The organism is Limnohabitans sp. TS-CS-82, from assembly GCF_002943475.1.
Window position 1 is genome coordinate 61,479 of record NZ_PTQX01000009.1, and the last position, 25,284, is coordinate 86,762.

Sequence of the window (25,284 nt, forward strand, 5' to 3'; positions counted from 1 at the left end):
TTTATGATTCCCCAGATATGGCTGGCTTTATTGAGTTCCAGCAATTAATATATTGCTGAGCAACTTTTGATCCGTCATGATAATTTTCCACAAACAGCCTTGATGAATTGGAAATTTTAATTAAATTATTTTTTTGCTCCAGAATATTAATAAATGTATCGTAAATGTCGTTCGAGTTTGGTTGCAAGTTGAAAACAGGGGGTAATTCTCCGTCGTAAAGGATAGTCGATTCAGTTTCGGCTCCGCCGCAAACGACTTTGCCTTGAGCCATTGAATACAGGGCATTCATTGCAAGACTGTATGAAAAAACTTGATCTACCGAGACATTGGTTTTGGAAAGAACTTTGATGTATTCTTCAAAGGCCATTCTTCCATCTATAATGCACTCAACATCATTCGGATAGTTTGTAGTTAATCTATTAAATGCTTCTTTAATTAAAAAAGTTCCTTTGAAGCCAGGTCTATTTAGTCCGTGAAAAAAAATTAATTTATTAGATTCGAAATAAGAGGCCTTGAATTTGTTTACATTAATTGGAATTGGTATAGGCTTGGTCGTCTTCTCTGAATAACCGGCCTCGACAAATGTTGAGTAGTATTCAAACATTATTGGTATGACGCGATCAATAATTTTCATGCATTCATGCATAGCCAAAATCTGCTCATTAGTCCTCATGTAATGTTTTTTGCCGCCACGATCAATTTTTTCATCCCAGGGTATTGGGCTGTAGCGCATGGTTTTTTCGGAATAATTAACGAAAAATGGATCATCGCCAGCTCCTGAAAGGGTCAATATGCCATTATTTTTTTTCAAAAAATTTAATAAAAAAAGATTCAATTTAACAAAGCGAGGAATAGTATAAAAGTTTACAACATGAACAACGTCGTAGCCCGTGAACTTATTCAAATTTAAAAATGGATAAATCAACTGGCGCAACTTGTAGCTAAAAATATTTTCTCCGTAACCCAAATTAATGTCGGCAGGATATTTTTTGTAAAAATCGCTTGCAGCCGCTAGAGTTACCTCATGCCCAAGGCTTAGAAGACCACTTTTAAGCTCATTATGCAAACCACTAAACTCGCCAATTAAAAGAATTTTCACAATTATTTAAAATTTACTAGTTGATCGAAATTTAATTGGAAGAAAATTTTAATCGACTGAATTTAAAACGGCAGCAACATAGAGTTATCAAGTAGATTAAGTTACACAATTTTCTTGAAGTTGGTTTTACTGGTCATTCGAGTGAAAATTGGTGGAACAGTGTAGTTAACAGCTAGCAGATGTAGTCGCCGTTCAATAGTGCTCATATTGAAAATATACGACAGGAACGGCATACTCAGCACCCATGTGACTGGTAAATGCTTTTTGATACTACACAAAATAAACATCCTAACGCCATCCCTGCTATAACGTTGAGTCTTCTGATTTTGATCATAATCAAAACGTCAAACGGTGTAGGCGTTGCAGGCTTTGATGATGTCTTGCACTTGCTCACCACTGATCGTCGGCCCCATGGGCAAACTTACCACCTCTTGGTGAATCGTCTCGGTCAATGGCAATGACAAGTGCTGGTAGTCGCGGTAAGCCTGTTGCTGGTGCGGTGGTATTGGGTAATGGATCAGCGTGTCAATGCCCGCCGCCTTCAAGTGGGCTTGAAAAGCGACGCGTTTTTTGACACGCACCACAAACAAGTGGAACACGTGGTTTTGCAAGCTGGCCACCGTTGAACTGGGGGCAATGGGCAATGTCACCAACGGGTTGGTGATGCCTTGAGCGTAAGCCACGGCAATTTGCTGGCGTACCAAGGTGTCGGTATCCAGTTGCTGCAACTTCACACGGAGCAACGCGGCTTGCATTTCATCCAAGCGGCTGTTGAGGCCCTGGTACAGGTTCTCGTATTTCTTGTGGCTGCCGTAGTTACCCAAGGCACGCACGGTTTGGGCCAATTCGGCATCGTTGGTGGTCATTGCACCCGCATCGCCCAAGGCACCCAGGTTTTTACCGGGGTAAAAGCTAAATCCTGAGGCGTGGCCCCAGTTGCCTGTCCGTTTGCCGTCAACCGTGGCACCGTGTGCTTGTGCTGAGTCCTCCAGCACCAAGAGCTTGTGTTCATCGGCCAAGTCCATGATCGCCTTCATGGGCGCCAACTGGCCATAAAGGTGCACCGCCACGATGGCCTTGGTTTTGGGCGTGATGGCTTGGCGCACCTTCTGGGGGCACAGGTTGTAGCTTTGTGCGTCTGGCTCCACCAGCACGGGCTTGAGCCGGTTTTCGGTGATGGCCAAAACGCTGGCAATGTAGGTGTTGGCGGGCACGATGACCTCGTCGCCCTCTTTGAGCTTGCCCAACTCTTTCCAAGCACGCAGGGTCAACACCAGCGCGTCCAAGCCGTTGGCCATGCCCACGCAATGCTGGGTGCCGCAATAGTTGGCGAATTCTTGCTCAAAGGCTTTGACCTCTTGGCCCAACACATACCAACCCGAGTCGATGACGCGGGTGGCCGCGTCGATCAAGGCTTGTCGGTGTTGTTGGTTGATGGCTTTTAAATCAAGAAACGGGATCATCAAGGTACCTCACGATTTTTGCTGGATTGCCGACCACCACGGCTCGGGCTGGCACGTCTTTGGTGACCACAGCACCAGCACCCACCATGGATCTTTCGCCAATCGTGATACCGGGCAACAAAGTGGCATTGGCGCCGATGCTGGCGCCGTTGTTAATGGTGACTCCGCTGAATTTCGTCGGGTATTGTTTTGACCTGGGGTACAGATCGTTCGAAAAAGTGGCGTTGGGACCAATAAAAACATCGTCACCAATGACCGAACCGTCCCAAATCTGAACGCCCGACTTGACCGTCACCCGGTCCCCCATCACCACATCACCTTCAATCAATGTCTGAGCGCAGATGTTGCAATCTGCCCCAATTTGGGCGCCTTTGAGCACCACCACAAATTGCCAGACACGGGTGCCTTGCCCAATTTGACTTTCAGCCACATCGGCCAAAGGGTGAATAAAGCTCATGGTTTGAAGGCTTGCTTAAAGTCGTCGTAATTGCGTATGTAGTCAGCTTCGTTGTAACGCTGATCCGCCAACACCAGTAAAACGCAATCGGCGCTGAAGTCGTGCATCGTTCCCCACACCATGGCGTCTTGGAACAAACCAATGTTGGGTTGGTTCAGTTCGTAGATTTCTTTGCTCTGGCCGCTGTCAAGCGTCACCTTGCACGAACCATTAACCGCAATCAAGTACTGCTTGGTTTTGTGGTGAGAATGCTGCCCGCGTGGCACATTGGGTTGTGTTCCGTAGATGTAGAAAACCCGTTTGATCTCAAATGGAATATGAATACCTGACTCGATGGCAATCAATTGCCCTCGCTCATCGCCCAGTACCCGGTGTTCGTGTCGTAAATTTTCCAAGATGGTCTTTCCGATCATTGCAACAAGTTCTGGTGATCCACATACCAACGCGTCGCCGACTGGATGCCATCGGAAATGCGGTGGGTGGGTTCATAGCCCAACAAGAGCTGGGCTTTGCTGGTGTCGGCGAGGCTGTGGCGCACATCGCCCGCGCGGAAGTCGCGGTATTCGGGCTCGCTGTTGGCTGGCACGCCAAAGGGCACCAGGTTGTCGCGCACCAAGGCAAACAGCTGTTTGAGGTTGGTGCGGTCGCCTACGGCCATGTTGTAGACCTGGTTGAGGGCAGGGTGGTGGATTGCCCCGTCGCTGCGCTTCTCGCAATGACTTTCACCCACTGTGGCGGCGAGCAGATTGGCTTGGATGGCGTTTTGAATGAACGAGAAGTCGCGGCTGGTTTCACCGTCGCCGTTAATAAAGACCGTCTCGCCTTTGAGCAGCGAGGACACCCATTTGGGGATCACGGCGGCATAGGCACCGTTGGGGTTTTGGCGCGGGCCAAAGACGTTGAAGTAGCGCAGCCCGATGGTGTGAAAACCGTAGCACTTTGAAAACACGTCGGCGTAGAGCTCGTTGACGTATTTGGTCACGGCGTACGGGCTAAGCGGTTTACCGATGTTGTCTTCCACCTTTGGCAAAGCCGGGTGGTCGCCGTAGGTGCTGCTGCTGGCGGCGTAGGTGAAGCTTTTCACCCGCGCGTCCCGCGCAGCCACCAACATGTTCAAAAAGCCGGTGATGTTGGCGCTGTTGGTAGTGATGGGGTCGGCCAAGCTGCGGGGCACGCTGCCCAAGGCTGCTTGGTGCAACACATAGTCCACACCCGCGCAAGCCCGTTGGCAGTCTTCCAAATTACGGATGTCGCCTTGAATGAACTGGAAATTGGCCCATTGCGCCGGCGAGACCAGGCTCTGCACTTCGTCCAAATTGTGTTGGTAGCCGGTGGCGAAGTTGTCCAAGCCCACCACGCGCTGGTCGAGCTTGAGCAAGGCTTCCAGCAAGTTGCTGCCAATGAAACCCGCCACTCCCGTGACCAACCAGGTCTTGGGAGAAGCTGAGAGCGTTTGTAAGAGTTGTTCGTATGGGGTCATGTCAGAGTCGTCCGTCAGCGGCCCCCAATGGCAAGATGCTTTTCACGTCGTACACCACGGCGCCTGCTTGGCCAAAGGCTTTGATGCCCTGCTCGCCCATGGCCAAGAATTGGTGGTGACCTACCGCCAAGACGATGGCGGCGTATTGCCCATGGGCCGGGGCCTCGGTCAGGCAGGTCAAGCCGTATTCGTGTTGGGCCTCGGCCACGTCGATCCAGGGGTCGTACACGTCCACTTGGGTGTTGTAGCCACGCAGGGCTTTGACGATGTCTACCACCTTGGTGTTGCGCACGTCGGGGCAGTTTTCTTTGAAGGTCAGGCCCAGCACCAGCACCTTGCTGCCCAACACGGGTAGGTTTTTGCGCAGCATGAGCTTGACGGTCTCGTCGGCCACGTGGCTGGCCATGCTGTCGTTAATGCGTCGGCCAGCCAAGATCACCTCGGGGTGGTAACCCACTTCTTGCGCTTTATGCGTCAGGTAGTAGGGGTCCACCCCAATGCAGTGTCCGCCCACCAATCCGGGGCGGAACGGCAGAAAGTTCCACTTGGTGCCCGCGGCGTGCAGCACCTCCAAGGTGTCGATGCCCAGCTTGTTGAAGATCAGGCTCAGTTCGTTCATGAGAGCGATATTCAGGTCGCGCTGGGTGTTTTCAATGACCTTGGCGGCTTCGGCCACACGAATGGAGCTGGCCTTGTGGGTACCGGCGGTGATGATCTCTTTGTACAGTTGGTCCACCGCTTCGGCCACGTCGGGCGTGCTGCCGCTGGTGACTTTTTTGATGGTGGGCAGGCGGTGTTCTTTGTCGCCAGGGTTGATGCGTTCAGGGCTGTAGCCACAGAAAAAGTCCACGTTGAACTTCATGCCGCTAAATTCTTCGAGGATCGGTACGCAAATTTCATCAGTTGCACCAGGATAAACCGTTGACTCGTAAATAATGATGTCACCCGCTTTCAGCACCTTGCCCACCATTTGGCTAGCCTTGATTAGAGGAATCATGTCAGGACGATTGGCTTGGTCCACAGGAGTAGGGACTGTGACAATGAAAATTTGCGCCTCGAGGAGGTCTTGGTGGTTGGCGCTAAAGCGCAGGTAGCTGGAACTTTTCAATTCTTCAGTGCTACATTCGCGTGTCTTGTCTAGACACTGCCGCAGTTCAGTTATGCGACTTTCGTTGATGTCAAATCCTATTGTTGGACGTATCTTGCCAAATTCAACCGCCAATGGCAGTCCCACATAGCCTAAACCAACAATAGCGATGGTCTTATTCAGAAAGGTCACTAAATTTTTCTCCAAGATTGAATATGAATTTATACAAAAGAGGTTGTTCTAACGGATTTTGCTTGAATTAAATTTATGAAAATATACTCAAAATTAATTAAGGAAATGAGCATGCATAGATTTTTATAATATAAAAACAAAACCATTGTCATATTCTATGTATTGTTATGGTTTTGAAATTTAGGCGAATCTGTATTTTTAAAAATCTGAAAGAAATCGATAAATTGAAATCATCGGTTTATAGATTGGCTGCACAACTGGGGACATAGGAGATATAAACCAAAAAATTTTGCTCTTTATCTAGAAACTATCAAACTGGTCTATACGCACACTTTAATTCCAAAAGCGACCGATTAATCGATTTAACCATGAAATATTTTTGAATTTATAAGCACGCCACGCGAGGTAGTGGAAAGCCCTCGGCATCAACATCAAAGGCAACTCAAGCAGCCAGAAAGTTGGATAGCATCTAAATGTTGAAATCATTCCCATCATAAGTTGAAAGTTTATCTTTAAACCATCGCGCTTTGAACTAAATATTTTCCTTAAAAGAAATCTATGCGCTTCGCCCTTAGCCTTGTTTATGGCACTTAGACTATACACATTTCTAGGAAGTGCATTTAAAATATCGATTAAATTCATAAGGATAGGAATTGCAGCCCCATTTCTGTTGAATTCGTTGGGCCCATTAAATTCAACTCCACGGTTAATCACAATTGGGTTTGCTATGCAAATAGATTGATTAAATTCAATGATTTTCAATAGCATGCCATATTGCAGCCAGTTGGTTCCGAATAAATTTGATGATGAGCACTCACCCCATCGTGACTTTTTAACAACAATACTAGATATGAAGTTTGGATAAACTGTTGCTACGTTCAAAAATTGATCTGCGGTTTCACAAAAAACATCTGCATCGATTTTCAAAACCTTTGGATTCAAACATACGCCAGATTTTCTGTCATAAAGACAATAATTAACAAAAAGAGCTGAAATTTTTGGATAGCTGTTAATCGCGTTTAAGATTAATTCAATCCCGTTGGGATGAATTTCATCATCATCTCCAAGTAGCCACACGAATTCACCTGCAGCTCTCTTTACAACCAAATCAAAATTAGCATCAGCTCCCAAGTTCACGTCATTTCTGTAATACGTAATTTGGGTGTATTTTTTACAATAGGATTCAATTATATTGCGGGTATCATCAGTGGAGGCATTATCTGAAACCAGAACTTCAACATTCAAAGGTATATTTTTCAATACACTATTTAGTGTCTCTGATATTGTGTTGGCCCCATTATAAATTGGGATTCCGATCGTTAGTTTATTCATGTTTTTAAATAAAAAGTAATTTTTAAATGTAATGCGCCTGCTTGACAGGATTACAAAATTAACTAAATCTAATATTGTATTTTTTAAATAAAATAAAGCACCAAGGAAATGACAAAAGGACAATAACGCCGCAATACCATCCTGTCATTATTGATAAATTAGCCTCTTCAATCATGTAAAATCCAAAAACAATAAGACAAGCAGAAACAACAGAATTCAATGACATTGGCTCTTCACTGTGTGCTCTCATGTATGTTGACAATGAGTAAATGGCAACATTAAAAATCGTTGCTATTAATAGGAATATCATGGCTGTCATCTCCGGCAATCTATTCCATATATTTATATTAATGAATTTAATAATATATAGTATTAAGAATAAAAAGATGCCGAGAAATGCAGTGACTGATATAGCACGAAAAGCTAACTGTTTAAAAAACATATCGAGTTCTTGTCGAGCAGATTTTTCAACAAGCACACCAAGATCTGATAATTTAGCAGAAATCCAACTCATTCCAATAGTTGAAATTGAATTGAATATACTCAACGCCAGTCCAATTTTTCCAGCTTCAACCGCCCCATTTTTGGCAAACACAACTGGTGTCATAAAATTAAAAATGAAATATGCACTAGCCCAGCTTATTGCAATGCGCCATTGCAACGGAAAAATATCATTTCTATACGAGTAGATTGTAATACCATCCTGCAAAAATGGTTCTTTAATATTTAGGCTTTTCAAAATGTTTCTTTTATAAATCCAAAACGATGTAATGAGTACATTTGTAAATGGTATGGCCATTGCTGCCCAAAGTCCCGATCCGTAAAAAAATAATAACCAAAGTACGATATAACCAATAAATGACTGTGTGAGTCTCAATTTGGAAATTTGACCGAATTCACCTAAACCTTCACAAATCGCCAATCTTGAACTCAAAAATAAATTTATTGATGTAAATAAAGAAAGCGATAACCATATTATTGACCATTCATTCTTTTGTATTGAGCCAGTCTCACTGAAATAATAAGAACCACCGTATGCCAGCACAAAAAATAAAATGGTCGCCATAAAGGCATACCATTTATTGGATGTGGAAATTAAGAACTTTATTTTATGTTTTGACTGCTCGTTGCCTTCAAAAATATTTAATAAATTAAGGGTTAAATTGGCTTTTGCCTGGCTTGAAATTATTATTAAGACATGGCTTAGTCCAAGCTCGAAGAATATTTGAATGCCTATGACAGATAAAAATGTAAAATAATATCCTTGCTGAACTGGTGTTAAATATTCAGGAATTAATAAAAGTGTAATTCCGCCAGCAATGATGGTCCAAATGCGAAATAGAAGCCCGTACCCAACATCGTAATCCAAAGCTAAGAATTTTTTTAGTCGCTTCATTTGTAAATTTTATGTATTTATTTTAATTGGAATAAAAATATATTGCTGGGTTAGGCATTTCCATTTGCGATTACCAAAATTTTTTTGCGTGTCGCTTAGGGGCATTTTTTTTATGCTTTAAATTATGGGTAAATATTTTGAGTAATTTGGCCAACCTGCTTATGTACATCACGTATTATTAAATGGGATGTTTTTAACATCATTAAAATGTTACTAAATTTTTAGTTACTCTAAACCGCTATCATCATACTTTAGTTACTTTGGGTGATAGCTATTTCCCCATTGTCCGGTTTGTAGTGTGTGATGAGTGGTGATTTCTTGTATTTTTCGCTAAATACCACCTTATAGTTGGCACGCTAGTTTAGAGTTATGGTTGCGTCTAACTCAATTTGGACGTTGTATAAAGTCATGTGGGGTATTGTAGAGATTAAAGCATGTGCCTTTGATTGTCGTTGTCAGACCGAATCCATGTTTTGGATGCACCGCCGTAAACCCTGCTCTACAGTCCATTGTGGCTTCCATCCCAAGATCTTTAGGATACTAGTGTTAGCAAAAGAGTCCATAATTTCTTTTTGCCGCATTGGTAAATTTCCGAATCTCACAATGCTGGATGAACCGGAAATTGACTTTGCAAGCTCAACAAAGCTTCTGACTGTCATGGAATGACCAGACCCAATCTCGATTTCATTCTTTTCGAGAGCCATCATCGAGATGGAGTCTAATAAAATCATAAATGCTCTCACGACGTCGTCTACATAGACAAAATCACGTTTCTGTGTCCCAATCGTCGCATCGAAATCTGCGTTAGCTTTCAACTGTCGAATTACCGTTGGGACGAATTTGTAGGGGGTATCATTTTCGCCAAATACGTGCTCAAGCCGTAAAGTGATAAAACGAGTTTGTGTACCAGTAACAGCTAATTTCCCCCAATCTAGAAAGTTAGACTTTGAAAGAGTGTAAGGCCGCATGTGTGGGTAATTAAATTCGCGTTTACCAAAGAAGCTATCTGTATTTAAAAAAAGCTTGGTACCTGCACTGATTGACTTCTCAAGAAGGTTTAGCGGCCAAGCACAGTTGGATAAAAAAACATCATGTAACGTTGCAGAGATGCCATATTCTGTCGCTAAATGAATTACTGCCTCGGGCTTAAAGGATCTAATAACATTTTCTGCATCGTGATACGAAACCCACTCAGTAGTGCTATGCACAAGATTCTTGGGTAAGTGCGAGATATCACTGCGGGTTGCCGCTATGACAGAAAAGCCCCTTGCCTGTAGTGCAGTAAGGACATGCTTACCAACAAAACCCGTACCGCCTGTCAGGAAAATTTTCTTCAATGTATGTCCACCAAGTATCAGAAGTTCACACCGAAGAACTCTTCTAGCTTGTAAGCAATGTAGTCCAAGTGCTCATCCCTTAAGCCAGGGTAGACACCAAGCCAGAAGGTTTGGTTCATTACTTTATCGGTGTTGGTCAAACCGCCGCTCACACGGAAGTTGCGTCCAGCCATATAAGGCTGCTTGGTCAGGTTACCTGCAAACAAAAGCCGCGTGCCGATTTTGTTTTGGTCCAGGTAATTGATCAGGTCTGTGCGCTTGATTCCGCTGCTTTCTTTCAGCACCAGCGGAAAGCCAAACCACGATGGCTCTGCGTCTGGCGCTGCTTCAGGCAGGTATAAAAATTCAGCGCAGCTTTGCAGGCGTGCTTTCAGATAAGTGAAGTTGGCACGACGCTTGGAAATGAACTCTTCCAACCGGTCCATTTGCGCCAAGGCGCAGGCGGCCTGCATGTCAGTGATCTTGAGGTTGTAGCCTAGGTGGCTATAGGTATATTTGTGGTCATAGCCGTCAGGCAGGTCACCACCGATTTGCTCTTTGGTCCAGCAAAAGCGTTTGTCGCAGGTGTTATCTTTACCGGGGGGGCAATAGCAGTCGCGGCCCCAGTCGCGGAAGGACTCCGCAATCATCTTCAACTCAGTGTTGTTGGTGAACACCACACCGCCCTCGCCCATGGTGATGTGGTGTGCGGGGTAAAAGCTCAGCGTTGAGATGTCGCCAAATGTGCCGACCATTTGGCCTTTGTAGGTGGCGCCCAGTGCGTCGCAACAGTCTTCGACCAGCCACAGGTTGTATTTTTTGCAGAGGGCAGTGACCACATCCAGGTTAAACGGGTTGCCCAGGCTGTGGGCCAGCATGATGGCTTTGGTTTTGGGGCTTATGGCGGATTCGATTTTTGACGCATCAATGTTGTGAGTTGCGAGATCTACATCGACAAACACTGGCACGGCACCAAATTGCAAGATGGGGTTGACGGTGGTGGGGAAGCCCGCCGCCACACCAATGACTTCGTCACCGGGTTGGATAGCGCGCCCGCCTAGCTTGGGGCTGGTCAGTGCCGAGAACGCCACCAGGTTGGCAGACGAGCCTGAGTTGACTGTCAGCACATGCTTGACGCCCAAGAATTTGGCCATGCGTTCTTCAAACATGGCGTTAAAGCGACCTGTGGTCAGCCAGGCGTCCAGCGATGCGTCCACCATGAGCTGCAGTTCTTTGGTGCCGATGACTTTGCCGGACACGGGCACTGCGGACTGGCCGGGTACGAAGGGAACAGGGGCATGGGCAATTTCTGCGTATTGCTGCACCAGCTCGCTGATTTCGGTTCGCAGTTTATCCAGTTTGGGATTGAAAGTGACGGTTGTAGTGGTCATGGTTGGGACTGATTTTGATATTGGTGAATTTGTTGAAGGCACAGATCATGCATATCTTGCCCGTCGAGCCAAGCTCGATGCCAGTGGCTAATGTGTTCAAGCGCTTGTTCAAGCGACCAACGGGGCACCCAGTTCAGGCGTTGCTTGGCTTTAGAGATGTCGAGCTTGAGGTAGTTGGCCTCGTGCGGGTGGTCGCCCGGCTGCTGCTGCCAACTGGCGCCCTGCCCCCAAACTTGACACAGGTGCTCAACGATCCATTGGACCGGGCGGGCGTCTTCGTCACGGGGGCCAAAGTTCCAGCCTTCGGCGCAGGCTTGGCCTTGTTCGTACAGCTTTTCGGCTAACAGGAGGTAGCCCGACAAAGGCTCCAGCACGTGCTGCCATGGGCGAGTGGCGTGTGGGTTGCGTATTTGTACGGGTTGGCCTTTTTCCAGCGCCAGCAGGGTGTCGGGTACTAGGCGGTCCAGAGCCCAGTCGCCGCCGCCAATGACGTTGCCCGCTCGGGCCGTAGCCATAGCAATGCCTGCGTCTTTTAAGAATGATTTGCGGTAGGCGCTGCTGACCAGCTCGGCACAGCCTTTACTGCTGGAGTAAGGGTCGTACCCACCCATGGATTCGTCTTCGCGGTAGCCCCAGGCCCATTCGCGGTTCTCGTAGCACTTGTCTGTGGTGATGTTGACGATGGCGCGCACGCTGCCTGCGTGGCGGGCCGCCTCCAGCACATGCACCGTGCCCATCACATTGGTGGCATAGGTCTCGATGGGCTGCTGATAAGACAAGCGTACCAGGGGCTGCGCGGCCATGTGGATGATGATTTCGGGCTGGAAGTCTTTAACCAGGCGGGCAATGGCGCTGGCATCGCGTATGTCGGCAATGTGGCTGTCCATGCCTTTGGCTACTTGGGCCACATCAAACAAGGCGGGCATAGTGGGCGACTGCAAAGCAATGCCGCAGAGCTCAGCGCCCATGGCCTGCAGCCACAGGCTGAGCCAGCTGCCTTTGAAACCGGTGTGCCCAGTCATGAGCACTTTGCGACCTTGCCAAAATTCGGGGCGGGTTTGCATGCTTGTACTTACTCCCACTTCTTCCAAGGTGCAGAGTTGGTGGCCCACATTTTTTCGAGGGTGTTTTTGTCGTGCAAGGTATCCATGGGTTGCCAAAAGCCGGTGTGCTTGAATGCCATAAGTTCGCCTTGTTCAGCCAACTTCATGAGCGGTTCTTGCTCCCAAATGGTGTCGTCGCCCGTCAACAGGGGCAGGACTTTGGGGGAAAGCACAAAAAAGCCTCCGTTGATGAGTGCGCCGTCGCCACGAGGCTTTTCTTTGAAGCTGTGGACTTGGCCCTCTTGAATGTCAAGAGCACCAAAACGACCCGGGGGGTAGGTGGCCGTGAGGGTGGCGGCTTTGCCGTGGCTGCGGTGGAAGGCGATGCTGGCAGCAATGTCGTTGTCACCCACACCGTCGCCGTAGGTAAAGCAGAAAGCTTCTTCGTCTTTGACATGTTCGGCCACACGGCGCAGGCGCCCCCCCGTCATGGAGTTGTCGCCTGTGTCGACCAAGGTGACTTTCCAGGGTTCGGCGCGTTTTTCATGCACGTGCATGGTGTTGGCTTGCATGTCAAACGTGACATCAGACATGTGCAAAAAGTAGTTTGCGAAATATTCTTTGATGAGGTAACCCTTGTAACCACAGCAAACAATGAAGTCGTTGATGCCGTGGTGAGAATACATCTTCATGATGTGCCAGAGGATGGGTTTGCCACCGATCTCGACCATGGGTTTTGGGCGTGTGGCGGTTTCTTCGCTGAGGCGGGTGCCGAGTCCACCGGCCAAAATGACTGCTTTCATAGATTTTTTTTGTTTGGTTATTGAGGTGCCGAGGGTACAAATGCATCGGCAAAAAAAAGTGCTTCAGGTAGGCCGGCGGCCAACAAACTAGCCTTGGCGCTGCGAATCATGGCGTCTGAGCCACAGGCATACACTACGGTGTGAGCCAAGTCAGGCTGAGTGGCAAGCAACGCGTTGTGCACATAGCCGGTAACGCCAGCCCAGCCGGCTGCTGCACGAGAAAGCACCGGTACAAACCGATGCCCTGCTTGTATGGTTTGTGGATCGAAGTAAAGGTCTTCGGCCGTTCGCCCGCCCCAAAATACGGTTACTGATTGAGGGGCATATTCGGTATCATTATTTGTCAACGACTCCAACATGGCTTTGACAGGCGCTATGCCTGTGCCAGTAGCAAGAAAAACCAAGTTAAGGTTGGCTAAGTTGCGCAGAAAGAAAGTACCCAGTGGGCCGTTGAAGCGCAACAGGTCATTGGCTTTGGCTTGCTTGAACCAATAGTCGCTCATCATGCCGCCATCGACTGCACGAATGTGCAGCTCGAGGTTTTTGTCGGCCGTGTTGGCGTTTGCCAGTGAATAGCTGCGGCGCACACCACCGGGACCAATTACGTCTATGTATTGGCCGGGAATGGACCTGAAGTCTGCCGAGGGCGGAAGACGCAGCGTGACGCGGACGACGTCAGAGGTTAGTTGGTCAATGTTGCTGATGCGGCAAGGTAGGGTTTTGCTTTGCGGCAACACAACATCACCCAAGTCTTCAACTTCGAGGGTGACGTCGGTTTGGGCAGATCGCACGCAACTGAGAATCCAGCCTTCTGCTTTTTCTGCGTCGGTGAGGCCTGTTTCTGTTTGCAGAGCCGTGGTTTCGCCTCGGGATACTTTGCATTTGCAGGTGCTGCATCGACCTGTTTTGCAACTGTGGGGGAGCGTGATGCCAGCAAACAAGGCAGCTTCCACCAAGGAGTCCCCCGCAGTGGCAGAAAATTCACGTCCGTTGCTGAGATTGACGACAGGCACTTGGGCTTATTCCACGGTCAAGTTGACGTTGTAACCGTTGGCTTTGAGTAAGGCATGTTGTTTACCCTGGGCCAGGTCAGCAGCAACCACTTCGGCGCACATCTCTTGTGCGGTGATTTCGGGCACCCAGCCGAGTTTTGGTTTAGCCTTGGCAGGATCGCCCAGTAGAGTTTCGACGTTGGCGGGGCAGAGGTAGTATGGGTCAAATCGTACGATGACCTTTTCTTTACAAAAAGCCGCTTCGTTGACGCCCTTGTCTTTACAGCTCAGTTGCATGCTCAGCTCTGCGAGGTCACCAAGACTAGTTAGGTGCAAGTCAACTTGCTCAAACATTATTTCATCCCCCTTCAAGCAAAGAAATTGCTTTGGAAAGCCTAAGCGCGACAAAGGCCACAGCCTAGTGCCTGAGCCGCCGCAAAGAATGACAGGCTGAATGTGATTCATAGCTCTAGAAATAGACGCCGTAATTTATTTCAAACCACGACGCGCGTTTGCGTATTCGGTTTGATCAATAAAAATTCAAGTGGTGAACACCAATGATGCCGAACCATACGGGCATAAAAAGACACGTAACCTAAACCCAAACCCAAGAACGCAAGTGCCGATAGCGCCGTAGATGAGTAGGTCAAACACGCCAAGATGATGGCAATAATCGTCAACAGCCCTACCAATACGCCGGTAATTGAATTTCTTGTTACGTTTGAATAGCCGCCAAACCATCGAGCTACATATCGCCTCTTAACCAAACTATGAAAGTGCAGCCTGTCGGGCATGCCTGGGTGGTCTTTACGCACCTTGCGACGGTAAATACTGAACAACACCTCGGTGACCGGGTGCACACACACCACAAGTGCCGCAAAAGCAGACACTGACTGGTTGCGCGCCAAGAGCATGACTGCTACCCAAGCCAACGCAAAGCCAATGAAGTAGGAGCCACCATCGCCCAAGAAAATCTTGCCAAAGGGCCAATTGACCCAAAAGAAGCCCCACACGCATGCGGCCAGCACGAAAGAAGCATTGGCCAGGATGTAGTCACCCACCTGCCAAGCAATGAGTGCATAGCCCACAAACGCCAAGGTAGCCATGGTGCTGGCTAAGCCATTGAAACCATCGATGATATTGATCGCGTTGGCCACGCCGCCCACAGCAAAGGCAGTGAAGATGACAGATACCAACGTAAAGCTCAAAAGCCAATCCACACCCCAAATATCTACACGGGTGAGTGAGTAATCGGTAATCCACCAAGCCAATAAGCCCGAAGCCATGGTAGCCAGCAAACGCTGCATGACACCAACGCGTTTAGTCAAGTCTTCGGCAACGCCAAACAAAAACGCTGGCATGCCTGCTAACAAAATAGGTAAAAGTAAATCTTTCAAATCTTGCTGCGTCACTGACCAAGCGACGACTAGCCCCAGCACAATGGGTATGCCCCCAACGCGGGGGGTTGGCGCCGTATGAAACTTTTGAATGCCATCTGTGAAGTCCATGGTCAACGCACCATGCCAACGCTTGGTGACGACCAACAACATGCACAGCACAAAGCAACAGACGAAGCCCCACGCAGCAGCTGTGATGGCGTTATGGGTCAACGCTTGAAACTCCATGCTTTTTGCAACAAGGCTATTTGCGAACTGCCTTGATCTGACTCAGCGGCCTTGCGCATGGCACGGCGAATAAAGGCCAGCAGTACGCCTAAGAACAAGCCACCAAAAGCAGCAGCCAACACAATGATGGCGCGCTTGGGCTTAGCCTTGCGCTCTGGCGCAGTTGCAACATCCAGTTGCTGCAACAGTGGTCCTTCTTTGGCTTCGTCAACGCGAGCTAGCTCATACTGCTTGATCAAGACTTCAAGCATGGCCTCTTGCACTTTGACGTCGCGGTAAGACTTTACAGCTTGCTGCTGCAAAGGTAGGGTAGCCTCTGCCACACCGCTGCCCTGCTCTAGCTTGGCTAACTGAGCTCGCAAAGCAGACAACTCGCTGCCCAAGCGCTGTACATCGGGGTTTTGTGCGGTGGCAAAACGACTCATAGCGCTCATTTGAACTTCGCGCGCTGCTATTTGTCCGCGCAGCTCGGCACTGGCACGCACACCGGTTTCGGCCAAAACAGCAGTGACCTGCATGCCCGACTGAGCCTTGGCTTTCCTAAAGCTTTGTTCGGCCTCTGCCAACTCTGACTGCACTTTTTTGATTTGCTGCTCGTAAAACATGCGACGCTGCTGCGCGTCGGTGACGGCCAAGCGCCCCATTAACACCCTCAACTCGTCCACATGCGCATTTGCCAATTGGGCTGCAAAGGCGGGGTCTTGGTCGTCAGCCTCGATGGTGATGAGGCCTGACTTTTTATCTGGCGTAATACGAACAGCGCCACCAAGAGCAGCCCGCGCATCTGTCACGGATTTAGCTTTGTAGCGCTCTTGCAAGCTTAGCTTTTCAATAACTGCATTCTGTAAGCCTTCACTTTTGATAAAGGCTACATACATTTCATCGGGACTTTTGATACCTGCTGCAGAACCTGCCAAACCAGCTAAGCCCCCCAAGCTAGCCAGAGCAGAAGCTGCACCGCTCTGTTGCTGCTGAGGCGGCACCATTACAGTTTTAGCCGAATAGATATTTGGCATCTGCAAAGCTAAAGCTACAGCCACAGCGGTGAACAGACCCGTCACCATAAGAATGGTTGCCTTTTCTTCACCCAAGGCAATGGCCAAATCGATCAGGCTAATTTCGTCGTCTTCAGGCAAGGCTGTTTGACTCTGGACAGTTGTTTGCTCGGTCATGCTCGTGCCCATCAGTTACGCAAGGTTTTGTAGGCGGCAGCACCCAAGCCCAGCTGGTACAAAATTTGGGTGATATCTTTGGTGTTGCGAATGACTGCGCTCCAAGTGGCTTCGCGGTCTAGCTTTTCGGGCAACACAATGGTGTCGCCAGGCATGACCTTGGTGCTCAGCACGGGGTTGCCCCACGAGCCAGATGAGGTAATGGCTGAGCCGTCTGCACGAATCAAAATAACGCCATCGCGGTCGGCGCTTTGGCTGACGCCTGCCACTTTGAGGTATTGCTCGACCGACAGGTCTGCCTTATAGAGCAAGGCCGACTCGGTGTTGACCGAGCCAAACACATACACAAAGTCTGGGCGGCTGGGCACCACAAAACGGTCGCCGTTTTGCAGGCGCAGGTCTGGTAACTTATTGATGTAGTTGAACATGTCGGCTGGCATGTCCATGGCAATGCGGCCTTCGGGCTTGAGGCTTCGCACGCGGTCAATCGACTGACGCTGCGCTTGCTGCGCGGCCAAGATGCGGGCTTGGGCCAATGAGGCATCGGTGCTGGCACCCATGCTTTGGCTGATTTGCGCCACGCTGGCACTGGACTCGGCCTCTAAACGGCGAATGAGCTTCTCCAAGTTTTCGGTTTGGCTTTTGCGAACGTCTTCACGGTAGAACGAGGCGCCAAACAAGTAGGCGTCGTGCGTGAGGCCACCGGCACGTTGCAGCACGGTAGTCAAGGTTTCTCCGGGCTTGACTTGGTACACACCTGGGCTGGCCACTTCGCCTTCAATGCGCACCATGGCGCGGCGTTTGGCCATGGGCACGCGCATGTCGTTGACCGAGAAGACGGTGACCACATCGCCCGGCTGCAGCACTTGGTTGTCTGGATCTTTGGCGTTGGCCAAGACGCGGCCCAAGTTGAAAGGCACCAAGCTGACGCTCATGTCTTGGCGGTTGAGGCGCTCGATGAGGGCGTATTCAAAGTTGACTTCGTCAAACTGGTTGCCAACGTTTTCAGCCATAGTTTGCACATTGCGTTGTGCAAACAGTCGGGCTTGTCGTGCGTCACGCATTTCAACAGCACCCTTAGTGTTGGGCGACTGCGATTTGAGGTCTAAGGTTGGGTCAGCCAACAAATCATCCGGAATCATTTCGCGCTCACGCAGAGCACGCTCACGCTGGTTGCTATCAAACAGCGCTTCGTTTTGGCGGCGAATGGAGTCGCGGCTGATGAGTGCTTCTTTGTTGGGAATGAGGTCGGTCACGCGCATGCCTTCGCGCCATGGCAGGCGGGTGGCTTGGGCGACGTTGCCGCGCAGGGTGACGGCATTGGCCATTTCGGGGGTGATGGCTTGCACGGTGAGCAAGTCGCCGTTTTTAAGCGCGGTTTTGAGGCCTGCGGCGTCGAGCGCAAAGCCTTCGACGCTGCGGGGCTGATTGAGGTTGGCGTTGATGCGCTCTAGGGTGACGCGACGGGGGTCGGCCACCACGGGCACGCCACCGGCGACGCTGAGCAACTGCTCTAAGGTCTCAGACGCGCTTTTGAGCTCGTACACCGCAGGGTTGTTGACCTTGCCCACCAAGGCGATGTGGCCTGTTGCGGGGGGAATAAAGATGACGTCGCCATCAATCAGCTTGGCGTCTGCGCCATTGCTGCCTTGCGACAAGAAGCTGTAGAGGTCGAGCTCGGTCACCACTTGGCCGGCGCGCTTGAGTTGCACGCGGCGCATAGAGCCATTGGCGTTGGGGCCGCCTGTGGCAAACAAACCGCTGGCCAAGGTGGACACGCTGCTGAGGGTGTAGCTGCCGGGGCGGCGGGCTTGACCCACTACATACACGGTGATGGAGCGCAGGCTGCCTAGGCTGACGCTGAGCTGGAAGTCTTTGTAGTACTTGCCCACAGCGTTGTGCAGCACGCCTTCGGCTTGGCCAGCTTTGACGCCCGCCAGTTGCACGGCACCCACGCGTGGCAGGGTGACCATGCCGTTGCGGTCGATGGTGGTGCGCACGTCGATGTCAATCGAGCCCCAGCCACGAATGATGACTTGGTCGCCCGGGCCCAGTGGGTAGTCAGACGTGACGGGCGCGTTGTCGACCGGGGCGAAGGGGTTACTGCCTGGGCGTTGGCTGCTTTGCACGTTGTCAAAGAAGCTTTGGCCGTAGAGGGGCAGCTTGAAACCGGTGGTTTCTAAGACGTATTTTTGGAAGTCGTTGGGCTTGAGGGGGTCAACCAGTTGCTGGCTGTAGCCGCCTTGCAAGGTTTGTGCACCTTGTGCGCCCAAAGCTGGGGCACCAAAGGGGCTGGTGGGGTCGACCGCACGGATAGAGGGCACACCACCTGCGGACATGGCGCCAAGGCCTGCGCCACCTGCTGCCGCACCCGCTGTGAAACCTTGGGTTTGACCTGTAGGCGCTTGTATGTTTTGCGCGTGGGCTGAAACCACAAAAAGCGACAGCACCATGGCTACCGCAGCACTTGAACCAAGCGCAAACTTCAATTGAGGCATTGAAAACATCTTTCGGTAAAAACAAAACACCTCGGCAATGTGCTGAGGTGTTGGCTAGTTTTTATTTTGAGGATGGATTATATAAAGAGAAAGTGACGTATTGGTGACTGCTCAAGTTAGGAATGGACGAATTGAGCATTCAATGCATCAAAATTATTAAAAATAAAGTTCTAATATTTGATGATTTTTGCGTTTTTATTGAACTTATTGGAACTCACACGGACCGCAAGTTTTTATTTTTGTTATTTTTATAAATTAATTGAGAAAATAGCAAACTTGTTCACTTAGGAAGCAAGTTGTGGTCGCTCAAGTGCGTCGCCGACCAACGTCACAACAAAACCCCGGTGCGGTTGGCCATTTGAAAGCAAATCGATGTCGCCCCCTCTGCGATCGTCCAAGGCCTGAGAGCCAAACACACGCACTCGCGCATCGTCACCGAGCTCGCGTTGTGCGACTAGGCGAATGGCTTGAACTTGATCAGGGGTGAGGCGCATGCTGAAAATCTTACAGCACCTGCGTTCAAGTGCCCGTATGGTTGACGCCTCGGTCAAACAGCTTTGTTTGCCCCGTGCTGAAAGCAACTTTCAAGATGTAGTCGTTCAAAGGTTGAACGTGGATCACGCTAGTTTGAAATTAACCGGCGCTCGGAAATGTACCCAGTAAAACGATGCATCAGCGCAAGCAACCTAGTCGAAGCGTCTTTGGCAGCCGTAAATTTTTCGAAGCGCAGCTCAGCGGTCTCAGGGTAGTCGTGGGTGAATTCATTGCGAATGTGGCGAAGCTCATTCCACGCTTGGGCGTCGGGCAGCCAACCCAACTGCTCCAGTCGCGCAAAGCGATCGATGGCGGACATACGGGCAATATCTTCACCCAAAAACCGCAAAACGGCGGGCATCAACTTGGCACCCATATCGTCTTGAAGTCTTGTGTAGCGATAGGCAAACTGGTCAAGCAATCGTCTGTCGTTTTTTGAAAGATTGGCGTATATGTCGGCGGTTATGGTCAGCTGGCCAATGTCGTCCAGAGCGTCAGTCAAGGCTTGTGCGTGGCCTTGACAAAGCGTGTGGATTTGAGTGAGGGCCAGCGCTTCGGGTTGAAGGGTCATTGCAGCCGAACTCCTGTGTCGTGCGCGATTTTCACAATCGGACGTGTGTCAAAAGGCGTTTCGACCACGATATCGATTTTTTGCTCGCCAATGAGCTGCTCGATTTGAACCTTCATGTGGATCTTGCGCATCAAGACATGATCCATGGCCTGCGCAGCGGGATGGACGAGCAAATCAATGTCACCGCCCTTTTTGTGATCATCGACCCTTGAGCCAAACAACCAGACGCCCGCATCTTCCCCAAAGGCTTGCGAAGCTGCGTAACGAATGGCTTGAACTTGATCAGGGGTAAGGCGCATGCTGAAAATCTTACAACATGGACTTCTAGGGTGCAGTGCCTTATGCCACCACCGAGCCAAACCTGCGCTCACGCCCTTCAAACCACGCCAAGGCTTTGTCGAACTCGGCGGCATCGAAGTCGGGCCAGAGTGTGTCGGTGAAGTAGCACTCGGCGTAGGCCAGTTGCCACAGCATGAAGTTGCTGATGCGCGACTCGCCGCCGGTGCGGATGAGCAGGTCGGGCTCGGGCTGGCCTGCGGTGCTGAGGTAGTCGTTGAGTTGCTCAGGCGCGAGGTCGGCCACGCTGGCCGTGGGGTTGGCGGCTTGCCACGCTTGCACGGCGTTCAAGATGTCCCAACGACCGCCATAGTTGGCGGCGACGTTGAGGGTAAGGCGGGTGTTGCTGGCGGTGTTGGCCATTGCCCTGCGAATGCTGTCTTGCAGGGCTTGCGGGAAGCGCGAGATGTCGCCGATGACGTTGAGGCGCACGCCCTCGGCTTGCATGTTTTTGATTTCTTTTTCAAGGTACTGAATGAACAGGCCCATGAGGGTGGAGACCTCGTCGTCGGGGCGGCTCCAGTTTTCGGTGCTGAAGGCGAACAGGGTGAGGTGGCCTATGCCTTTGTGCAAACAGGTCTTGACCAAATCTGGCACCAAGCTCGCGCCTTTGACGTGACCCACGGTGCGCGGCATAAAGCGCTTTTTAGCCCAACGCCCATTGCCATCCATGATGATGGCAACGTGTGCGGGACTTGTAATACTTTTGTTCATGACTCTATTTTATGGAGTGAATCCAAAGCCATGCGCAATTTTTGTGGCTGGCCGAGCAAATCGACCAAAACCATGGCGCATTGATCGCCGTCGTGGTCTTGGAGATGTTCTTGGTAGGTGCCTTGCAGGCCTTTGAGGGGACCTTCGGTGATTTGCACGGTGTCGCCCACGCCAAAGAGACGGGCGATTTCGGCGGCTGGAGCTTGGCGCAAAAAGTCGATCAGGCTTTGGGGCGCTTTGGCGGGTTGGTTGCCAAAGCTGACCAGCTTGCTAACGCCCAAGGTGGAGCGGATGGGAGCCCAGTTTTGGTTCACGTCGTTCAAACGAATGAACAGGTAGCGGCTGAACATGGGCACAACCAAGGTTTGCACACGCTGACGCACGCGCTTTTCGACCTCCATGGTCGGCAAGAAGCACTCGAAGCCTTGGTTTTGTAGGTTTTCTAAGGCACGCGTCTCGTTGCGAGGCTTGGTGTGAATGACGTACCAAGCACTGCTGCTGGCAGTCACGGTGTCTGTCGAAGGCAATGTTGTCTCTGGGCTCATACGTTGTCAAAAATCTCAGAGACGTATCGTAAGCGCAAGTGAGCGCGTTTGGCGCGGGGGTTTAGACGGATATTGCGCAATTGCCAGTGCAAGCACTGCGCGTTAAAGTGCCCTCTTCTGCAACGTCTTTGAAAGCGCCTCATGTCTAAAAAAAATCCGTTTGACCCCGCCGCAATGTCTGACAACGTGAAAGAGCAAGCGCAGCAAATTTGGCTGGCAGGCTTGGGGGCGTTTTCGAAGGCGCAACAGGAAGGCACCAAGGCATTTGAAAAGCTGGTGAGCGACGGCATCACGATGCAGCGCAAGGTACACACCACCGCCGAGGAGAAACTGGCCGAAGCGACACAAAAGGTGACGGAGGCGGCGCACACGCTGAACGAACGCGCCACGGGCCAATGGGGCAAGTTAGAGAATATTTTTGAAGACCGCGTGGCCAAGGCGCTGCAAGGTTTGGGCGTGCCATCGGCGCAAGAGCTGAAGGCGCTGCATGAGCGTGTGGCGGCGCTGGAGGCTCAATTGAGCAAGGCGGCCAAGCCTGCTGCGGCTAAAAAGACCGCTGCAGCACCGAAAGCGGCAACAAAGCCGGCTGCAAAGACCGCAACAAAGTCTGCAACCAAAGCACCCGCTAAAACGACCGCAAGGGCGTCCGCCAAATCGGGCAAGAATTAATTGGGTTCTGACCCCGATTAACTGAATGAGTTATGGCTAAAAAAGCACCGCGCCGCACGGCAGAGCGGATTTTGGAGACAACGCTAGAGCTGTTCAACCGCTTTGGCGAGCCAAACGTATCAACAACGCTGATTTCGGCAGAGCTGAACATCAGCCCCGGCAACCTGTATTACCACTACCCCGCGAAAGAGGAGTTGGTCACCGCGCTGTTCAACCGCTACGAAAAGGCGCTGCACGAATTGCTGGGCGCAGCGCCTGGCGTGCACGATGTGGAGGACGCTTGGTTTTTCATGCACAGCTTGTTTGAGCTGGTGTGGGAGTACCGGTTTTTGTACCGCGATTTGAACCATTTGCTGAGCAACAACCGCCGCTTAGAAACCCACGTCAAAGATGCGCTGCTGCACAAGACCACGGCGTTTCGCACGTTGTTGGACAGCTTGGCGCACGAAGGTGCGCTGCAGATCACGGTGTCGGAGCGCGAGGCCACGGCCACGCACATGGTGGTGATGCTGACGTGGTGGTTGAGCTACGAGTACGTGCGCGACCCGCGTCACGCGCTAGAACCTGAGAGTGCGCAGAAGTCGCTGCTACGCGGCGCCAAACATGTGCTGAGCTTGATGTTGCCGTTCGCAGTGGCGGAGCACAAGGGGCACTTGGGCGATTTGTTGATGGCTTATTGAGCCTCGTACGATCGTTAAAGCGCTTGCTGATAAGTCAACGAAGCGGCGCGGCCCGTCCACGACATGCCGAGGCGGCGACCACGGGTGGCGTCGGTGAAGTAGTAGGTGGTCAACGCGCCAGTGGCAGCACCTGCGACCACGTCTTTCCAGTAATGCTTGTGCGACTCCACGCGCGAGTAGCCCACGTAGCTGGCCGCCAAATAGGCAGGCATGCCGTACTCCCAACCACCTTTCATTTGCAAAAACTGGGCAGCAGAGAACGCCACGGCCACATGGCGCGACGGGAAGCTTTTGTTGTCGGAGCCGTCAGGACGCATTTCGTGGTGGCTGGATTTCAGGGCCTCCACCAGCAAGTAGGTGGCCCCTTCGGATTTGGCCAGCTGAATGAAGCTTTCTTTGTCGTCGTTGACCAAGGTCAGCCCCGCGGCAAAAGCGGGCAAGCCAACGGCGAGCAAATCGCCCATGCGGCGGGTGGTGTCTTGGGCTTGCACGTTGAAAGACAGCAGTGCGGCAACGCAAGCCGCAGTGGCCGAGAAAGAAAACTTGTGCATGTGGACCTTTAGAAAGTTGAAAAGATTCTAGAGGTGGCCCTTGATCACAAGCCCAGCTTTACAAAGACGCGCGAAGTTAACGCAACCAAGCCTCGACCAACTTGACCCAATACGTGCCGCCCAAGGGAATGAGGGCGTCGTTGAAGTCGTAATTGGGGTTGTGCAGGGTGCACGGACCTTCGCCGTGGCCGTGGGAGCGGTGTGCGCCCTCCCCGTTGCCGATGAAGCAATAGGCGCCTGGCACCGCTTGCAGCATGTACGAAAAGTCTTCGGCGCCCATGGTGGGCTCTTGCGGCACCACGTTGGCACCGCCCACGATGCTGGCCATGACGTGGTGGGCAAACTCGGTTTCCGCAGCATGGTTGATGGTGGGCGGGTAATTGCGCTCGAACTCGAAGGTGCAGGTCGCGCCAAAAGCGGCGCAGGTGTGGTGCGCGATGTCGCGCATGCGTTGCTCAATGAGGTCGAGCACGTCCAAGCTGAAGGTGCGCACGGTGCCTTGCATTTCGCAATGGTCGGGCACGACGTTGGTGGCTTCGCCGGTGTGGATCATGGTGACCGAGATCACGCCTGCATCAACTGGCTTTTTGTTGCGCGAAATGATGGTTTGAAAGGCTTGCACCATTTGGCACGCAATCGGCACAGGGTCGATGCCGTTGTGGGGCAACGCCGCGTGGCTGCCTTTGCCGTGGATGGTGATTTTGAATTCGTTGCTCGACGCCATGACGGGCCCAGCACTCAAGGCAAATTGCCCTTCGGCCAAGCCGGGCCAGTTGTGCATGCCGTAGACGGCTTGCATCGGAAACAACTCAAACAAGCCATCGTTCATCATCTCGCGGGCGCCGCCGCCACCCTCTTCTGCGGGCTGAAAGATGAAATACACCGTGCCGTCAAAGTGTTTGTTTTGCGATAGATGCTGGGCCGCGGCCAGCAGCATGGCCACATGGCCGTCGTGGCCGCAGGCGTGCATCTTGCCGGGGTTCTGGCTGCTGTGGTCGAACTTGTTGAACTCTTGCACAGGCAAGGCATCCATGTCGGCACGCAAGCCAATGGCACGGTCGCTGGTGCCGTTTTTCAAGATGCCTACGACGCCTGTTTTGCCTAACCCTCGGTGAATAGGAATGCCCCATTCCGTGAGCTTTTGCGCCACCACATCGGCGGTGCGCCACTCTTCAAAACTGAGCTCGGGGTGCGCGTGGATGTCGCGGCGAACAGCCGCGATGCCCGGCGCTTGGGCCATGAGTTCGGCTAGGACTTTGGAGTTCAGAGGCAAGTTCATCATTCCAGTTTATAGCAGCCGCAAAGAGCACGCACCGCCTAAGGTGACACCGAAAGCGG

Annotated in this window: 26 protein-coding genes; 2 read left to right on the forward strand and 24 right to left on the reverse strand. The window is 51.1% G+C overall.

Annotation, left to right across the window (positions count from 1 at the left end; translation table 11 throughout):
- Nucleotide 1: 1 nt before the first annotated feature.
- The 22 genes from C5F52_RS17465 to C5F52_RS17575 all read right to left on the reverse strand — a co-directional run bounded on the left by C5F52_RS17465 (nt 2) and on the right by C5F52_RS17575 (nt 22,046).
- Nucleotides 2-1,099 carry a glycosyltransferase gene (locus C5F52_RS17465; RefSeq protein ID WP_104799650.1) on the reverse strand — a complete coding sequence of 366 codons (1,098 nt, stop codon included), beginning with the start codon at nt 1,097-1,099 and terminating at the stop codon, nt 2-4.
- Nucleotides 1,100-1,443: 344 nt separating this feature from the next.
- The gene (locus C5F52_RS17470) at nt 1,444-2,562 is read right to left on the reverse strand and encodes a DegT/DnrJ/EryC1/StrS aminotransferase family protein (protein WP_104799651.1); all 1,119 of its coding nucleotides are present in this window, start codon (nt 2,560-2,562) and stop codon (nt 1,444-1,446) included.
- Nucleotides 2,546-2,992: an acyltransferase gene (locus C5F52_RS17475; protein WP_236657914.1), complete on the reverse strand. Its 447-nt coding sequence runs from the start codon at nt 2,990-2,992 to the stop codon at nt 2,546-2,548. The genes C5F52_RS17470 and C5F52_RS17475 overlap by 17 nt, the downstream gene beginning before the upstream one ends.
- A 23-nt stretch (nt 2,993-3,015) precedes the next feature.
- The gene (locus C5F52_RS17480) at nt 3,016-3,414 is read right to left on the reverse strand and encodes an FdtA/QdtA family cupin domain-containing protein (RefSeq protein WP_236657907.1); all 399 of its coding nucleotides are present in this window, start codon (nt 3,412-3,414) and stop codon (nt 3,016-3,018) included.
- A 14-nt stretch (nt 3,415-3,428) separates the two neighbouring features.
- Entirely contained in the window at nt 3,429-4,499 is a 1,071-nt protein-coding gene (locus C5F52_RS17485) for an NAD-dependent epimerase/dehydratase family protein (protein WP_104799654.1), read from the reverse strand.
- 1 nt (nt 4,500) lies between these two features.
- A complete protein-coding gene (gene tviB, locus C5F52_RS17490; protein WP_104799805.1) occupies nt 4,501-5,778 on the reverse strand; it encodes a Vi polysaccharide biosynthesis UDP-N-acetylglucosamine C-6 dehydrogenase TviB in 1,278 nt (425 codons plus the stop codon).
- 333 nt (nt 5,779-6,111) lie between these two features.
- A complete protein-coding gene (locus C5F52_RS17495) occupies nt 6,112-7,110 on the reverse strand; it encodes a glycosyltransferase family 2 protein (protein ID WP_104799655.1) in 999 nt (332 codons plus the stop codon).
- Nucleotides 7,111-7,168: 58 nt separating this feature from the next.
- On the reverse strand, nt 7,169-8,506 hold the full coding sequence (locus C5F52_RS17500) for a hypothetical protein (RefSeq protein WP_104799656.1): 1,338 nt from the start codon (nt 8,504-8,506) through the stop codon (nt 7,169-7,171).
- 455 nt (nt 8,507-8,961) lie between these two features.
- Entirely contained in the window at nt 8,962-9,843 is an 882-nt protein-coding gene (locus tag C5F52_RS17505) for an NAD(P)-dependent oxidoreductase (RefSeq protein WP_161499722.1), read from the reverse strand.
- A gap of 17 nt (nt 9,844-9,860) precedes the next feature.
- Entirely contained in the window at nt 9,861-11,213 is a 1,353-nt protein-coding gene (gene rfbH, locus C5F52_RS17510) for a lipopolysaccharide biosynthesis protein RfbH (protein WP_104799658.1), read from the reverse strand.
- Entirely contained in the window at nt 11,210-12,277 is a 1,068-nt protein-coding gene (gene rfbG, locus C5F52_RS17515) for a CDP-glucose 4,6-dehydratase (RefSeq protein WP_104799659.1), read from the reverse strand. The genes rfbH and rfbG overlap by 4 nt, the downstream gene beginning before the upstream one ends.
- Before the next feature lie 8 nt (nt 12,278-12,285).
- Nucleotides 12,286-13,059, reverse strand: coding sequence for a glucose-1-phosphate cytidylyltransferase (gene rfbF, locus C5F52_RS17520; protein ID WP_104799660.1), 774 nt, complete (start codon nt 13,057-13,059; stop codon nt 12,286-12,288).
- Nucleotides 13,060-13,076: 17 nt separating this feature from the next.
- Nucleotides 13,077-14,072, reverse strand: a complete 996-nt coding sequence (locus C5F52_RS17525) for an FAD-binding oxidoreductase (RefSeq protein ID WP_104799661.1) — start codon at nt 14,070-14,072, stop codon at nt 13,077-13,079.
- A 6-nt stretch (nt 14,073-14,078) separates the two neighbouring features.
- Nucleotides 14,079-14,516 (reverse strand): GDP-mannose 4,6-dehydratase, encoded by a 438-nt coding sequence (locus C5F52_RS30390; RefSeq protein WP_304598608.1) that lies wholly within the window; start codon nt 14,514-14,516, stop codon nt 14,079-14,081.
- A gap of 29 nt (nt 14,517-14,545) precedes the next feature.
- On the reverse strand, nt 14,546-15,661 hold the full coding sequence (locus tag C5F52_RS17540) for a glycosyltransferase (RefSeq protein ID WP_161499723.1): 1,116 nt from the start codon (nt 15,659-15,661) through the stop codon (nt 14,546-14,548).
- Complete coding sequence (locus tag C5F52_RS17545; protein WP_161499724.1) at nt 15,658-16,848, reverse strand: GNVR domain-containing protein; 1,191 nt, start codon at nt 16,846-16,848, stop codon at nt 15,658-15,660. Before C5F52_RS17545 ends, C5F52_RS17540 begins: the two co-directional genes overlap by 4 nt.
- 11 nt (nt 16,849-16,859) lie before the next feature.
- Nucleotides 16,860-19,346: an SLBB domain-containing protein gene (locus C5F52_RS17550; protein WP_104799664.1), complete on the reverse strand. Its 2,487-nt coding sequence runs from the start codon at nt 19,344-19,346 to the stop codon at nt 16,860-16,862.
- 284 nt (nt 19,347-19,630) lie between these two features.
- Nucleotides 19,631-19,840, reverse strand: a complete 210-nt coding sequence (locus C5F52_RS17555; RefSeq protein ID WP_104799665.1) for a hypothetical protein — start codon at nt 19,838-19,840, stop codon at nt 19,631-19,633.
- Nucleotides 19,841-19,968: 128 nt separating this feature from the next.
- On the reverse strand, nt 19,969-20,451 hold the full coding sequence (locus C5F52_RS17560) for a hypothetical protein (RefSeq protein WP_104799666.1): 483 nt from the start codon (nt 20,449-20,451) through the stop codon (nt 19,969-19,971).
- Nucleotides 20,448-20,750, reverse strand: a complete 303-nt coding sequence (locus tag C5F52_RS17565; protein ID WP_104799667.1) for a nucleotidyltransferase domain-containing protein — start codon at nt 20,748-20,750, stop codon at nt 20,448-20,450. Before C5F52_RS17565 ends, C5F52_RS17560 begins: the two co-directional genes overlap by 4 nt.
- A gap of 40 nt (nt 20,751-20,790) precedes the next feature.
- The gene (uppS, locus tag C5F52_RS17570; RefSeq protein ID WP_104799668.1) at nt 20,791-21,501 is read right to left on the reverse strand and encodes a polyprenyl diphosphate synthase; all 711 of its coding nucleotides are present in this window, start codon (nt 21,499-21,501) and stop codon (nt 20,791-20,793) included.
- Entirely contained in the window at nt 21,498-22,046 is a 549-nt protein-coding gene (locus C5F52_RS17575) for a transcriptional activator RfaH (protein WP_104799669.1), read from the reverse strand. Before C5F52_RS17575 ends, uppS begins: the two co-directional genes overlap by 4 nt.
- Nucleotides 22,047-22,187: 141 nt before the next feature.
- Here C5F52_RS17575 and C5F52_RS17580 point away from each other — a divergent pair, with 141 nt between their 5' ends.
- Nucleotides 22,188-22,715: a phasin family protein gene (locus tag C5F52_RS17580; protein WP_104799670.1), complete on the forward strand. Its 528-nt coding sequence runs from the start codon at nt 22,188-22,190 to the stop codon at nt 22,713-22,715.
- 32 nt (nt 22,716-22,747) lie between these two features.
- Nucleotides 22,748-23,395, forward strand: a complete 648-nt coding sequence (locus C5F52_RS17585; RefSeq protein WP_104799671.1) for a TetR/AcrR family transcriptional regulator — start codon at nt 22,748-22,750, stop codon at nt 23,393-23,395.
- A 14-nt stretch (nt 23,396-23,409) separates the two neighbouring features.
- Here the strand turns inward: C5F52_RS17585 and C5F52_RS17590 are convergent, their stop codons facing one another.
- Together C5F52_RS17590 and C5F52_RS17595 are read right to left on the reverse strand one after the other, a co-directional pair.
- The gene (locus C5F52_RS17590) at nt 23,410-23,946 is read right to left on the reverse strand and encodes a phosphatase PAP2 family protein (RefSeq protein ID WP_104799672.1); all 537 of its coding nucleotides are present in this window, start codon (nt 23,944-23,946) and stop codon (nt 23,410-23,412) included.
- A gap of 76 nt (nt 23,947-24,022) precedes the next feature.
- The gene (locus C5F52_RS17595) at nt 24,023-25,228 is read right to left on the reverse strand and encodes a M20 aminoacylase family protein (RefSeq protein WP_236657908.1); all 1,206 of its coding nucleotides are present in this window, start codon (nt 25,226-25,228) and stop codon (nt 24,023-24,025) included.
- Between the last annotated feature and the right edge of the window lie 56 nt (nt 25,229-25,284).

Coding starts and splice junctions, on each gene's coding strand:
- C5F52_RS17470 (WP_104799651.1), bottom strand. CDS start 2,562: ATGATCCCGTTTCTTGATTTAAAAGCCATCAACCAACAACACCGACAA.
- C5F52_RS17485 (WP_104799654.1), bottom strand. CDS start 4,499: ATGACCCCATACGAACAACTCTTACAAACGCTCTCAGCTTCTCCCAAG.
- C5F52_RS17495 (WP_104799655.1), bottom strand. CDS start 7,110: ATGAATAAACTAACGATCGGAATCCCAATTTATAATGGGGCCAACACA.
- C5F52_RS17500 (WP_104799656.1), bottom strand. CDS start 8,506: ATGAAGCGACTAAAAAAATTCTTAGCTTTGGATTACGATGTTGGGTAC.
- rfbH (WP_104799658.1), bottom strand. CDS start 11,213: ATGACCACTACAACCGTCACTTTCAATCCCAAACTGGATAAACTGCGA.
- rfbG (WP_104799659.1), bottom strand. CDS start 12,277: ATGCAAACCCGCCCCGAATTTTGGCAAGGTCGCAAAGTGCTCATGACT.
- rfbF (WP_104799660.1), bottom strand. CDS start 13,059: ATGAAAGCAGTCATTTTGGCCGGTGGACTCGGCACCCGCCTCAGCGAA.
- C5F52_RS30390 (WP_304598608.1), bottom strand. CDS start 14,516: ATGAATCACATTCAGCCTGTCATTCTTTGCGGCGGCTCAGGCACTAGG.
- C5F52_RS17545 (WP_161499724.1), bottom strand. CDS start 16,848: ATGACCGAGCAAACAACTGTCCAGAGTCAAACAGCCTTGCCTGAAGAC.
- C5F52_RS17550 (WP_104799664.1), bottom strand. CDS start 19,346: ATGCCTCAATTGAAGTTTGCGCTTGGTTCAAGTGCTGCGGTAGCCATG.
- C5F52_RS17555 (WP_104799665.1), bottom strand. CDS start 19,840: ATGCGCCTCACCCCTGATCAAGTTCAAGCCATTCGCCTAGTCGCACAA.
- C5F52_RS17560 (WP_104799666.1), bottom strand. CDS start 20,451: ATGACCCTTCAACCCGAAGCGCTGGCCCTCACTCAAATCCACACGCTT.
- C5F52_RS17565 (WP_104799667.1), bottom strand. CDS start 20,750: ATGCGCCTTACCCCTGATCAAGTTCAAGCCATTCGTTACGCAGCTTCG.
- uppS (WP_104799668.1), bottom strand. CDS start 21,501: ATGAACAAAAGTATTACAAGTCCCGCACACGTTGCCATCATCATGGAT.
- C5F52_RS17575 (WP_104799669.1), bottom strand. CDS start 22,046: ATGAGCCCAGAGACAACATTGCCTTCGACAGACACCGTGACTGCCAGC.
- C5F52_RS17580 (WP_104799670.1), top strand. CDS start 22,188: ATGTCTAAAAAAAATCCGTTTGACCCCGCCGCAATGTCTGACAACGTG.
- C5F52_RS17585 (WP_104799671.1), top strand. CDS start 22,748: ATGGCTAAAAAAGCACCGCGCCGCACGGCAGAGCGGATTTTGGAGACA.
- C5F52_RS17590 (WP_104799672.1), bottom strand. CDS start 23,946: ATGCACAAGTTTTCTTTCTCGGCCACTGCGGCTTGCGTTGCCGCACTG.
- C5F52_RS17595 (WP_236657908.1), bottom strand. CDS start 25,228: ATGATGAACTTGCCTCTGAACTCCAAAGTCCTAGCCGAACTCATGGCC.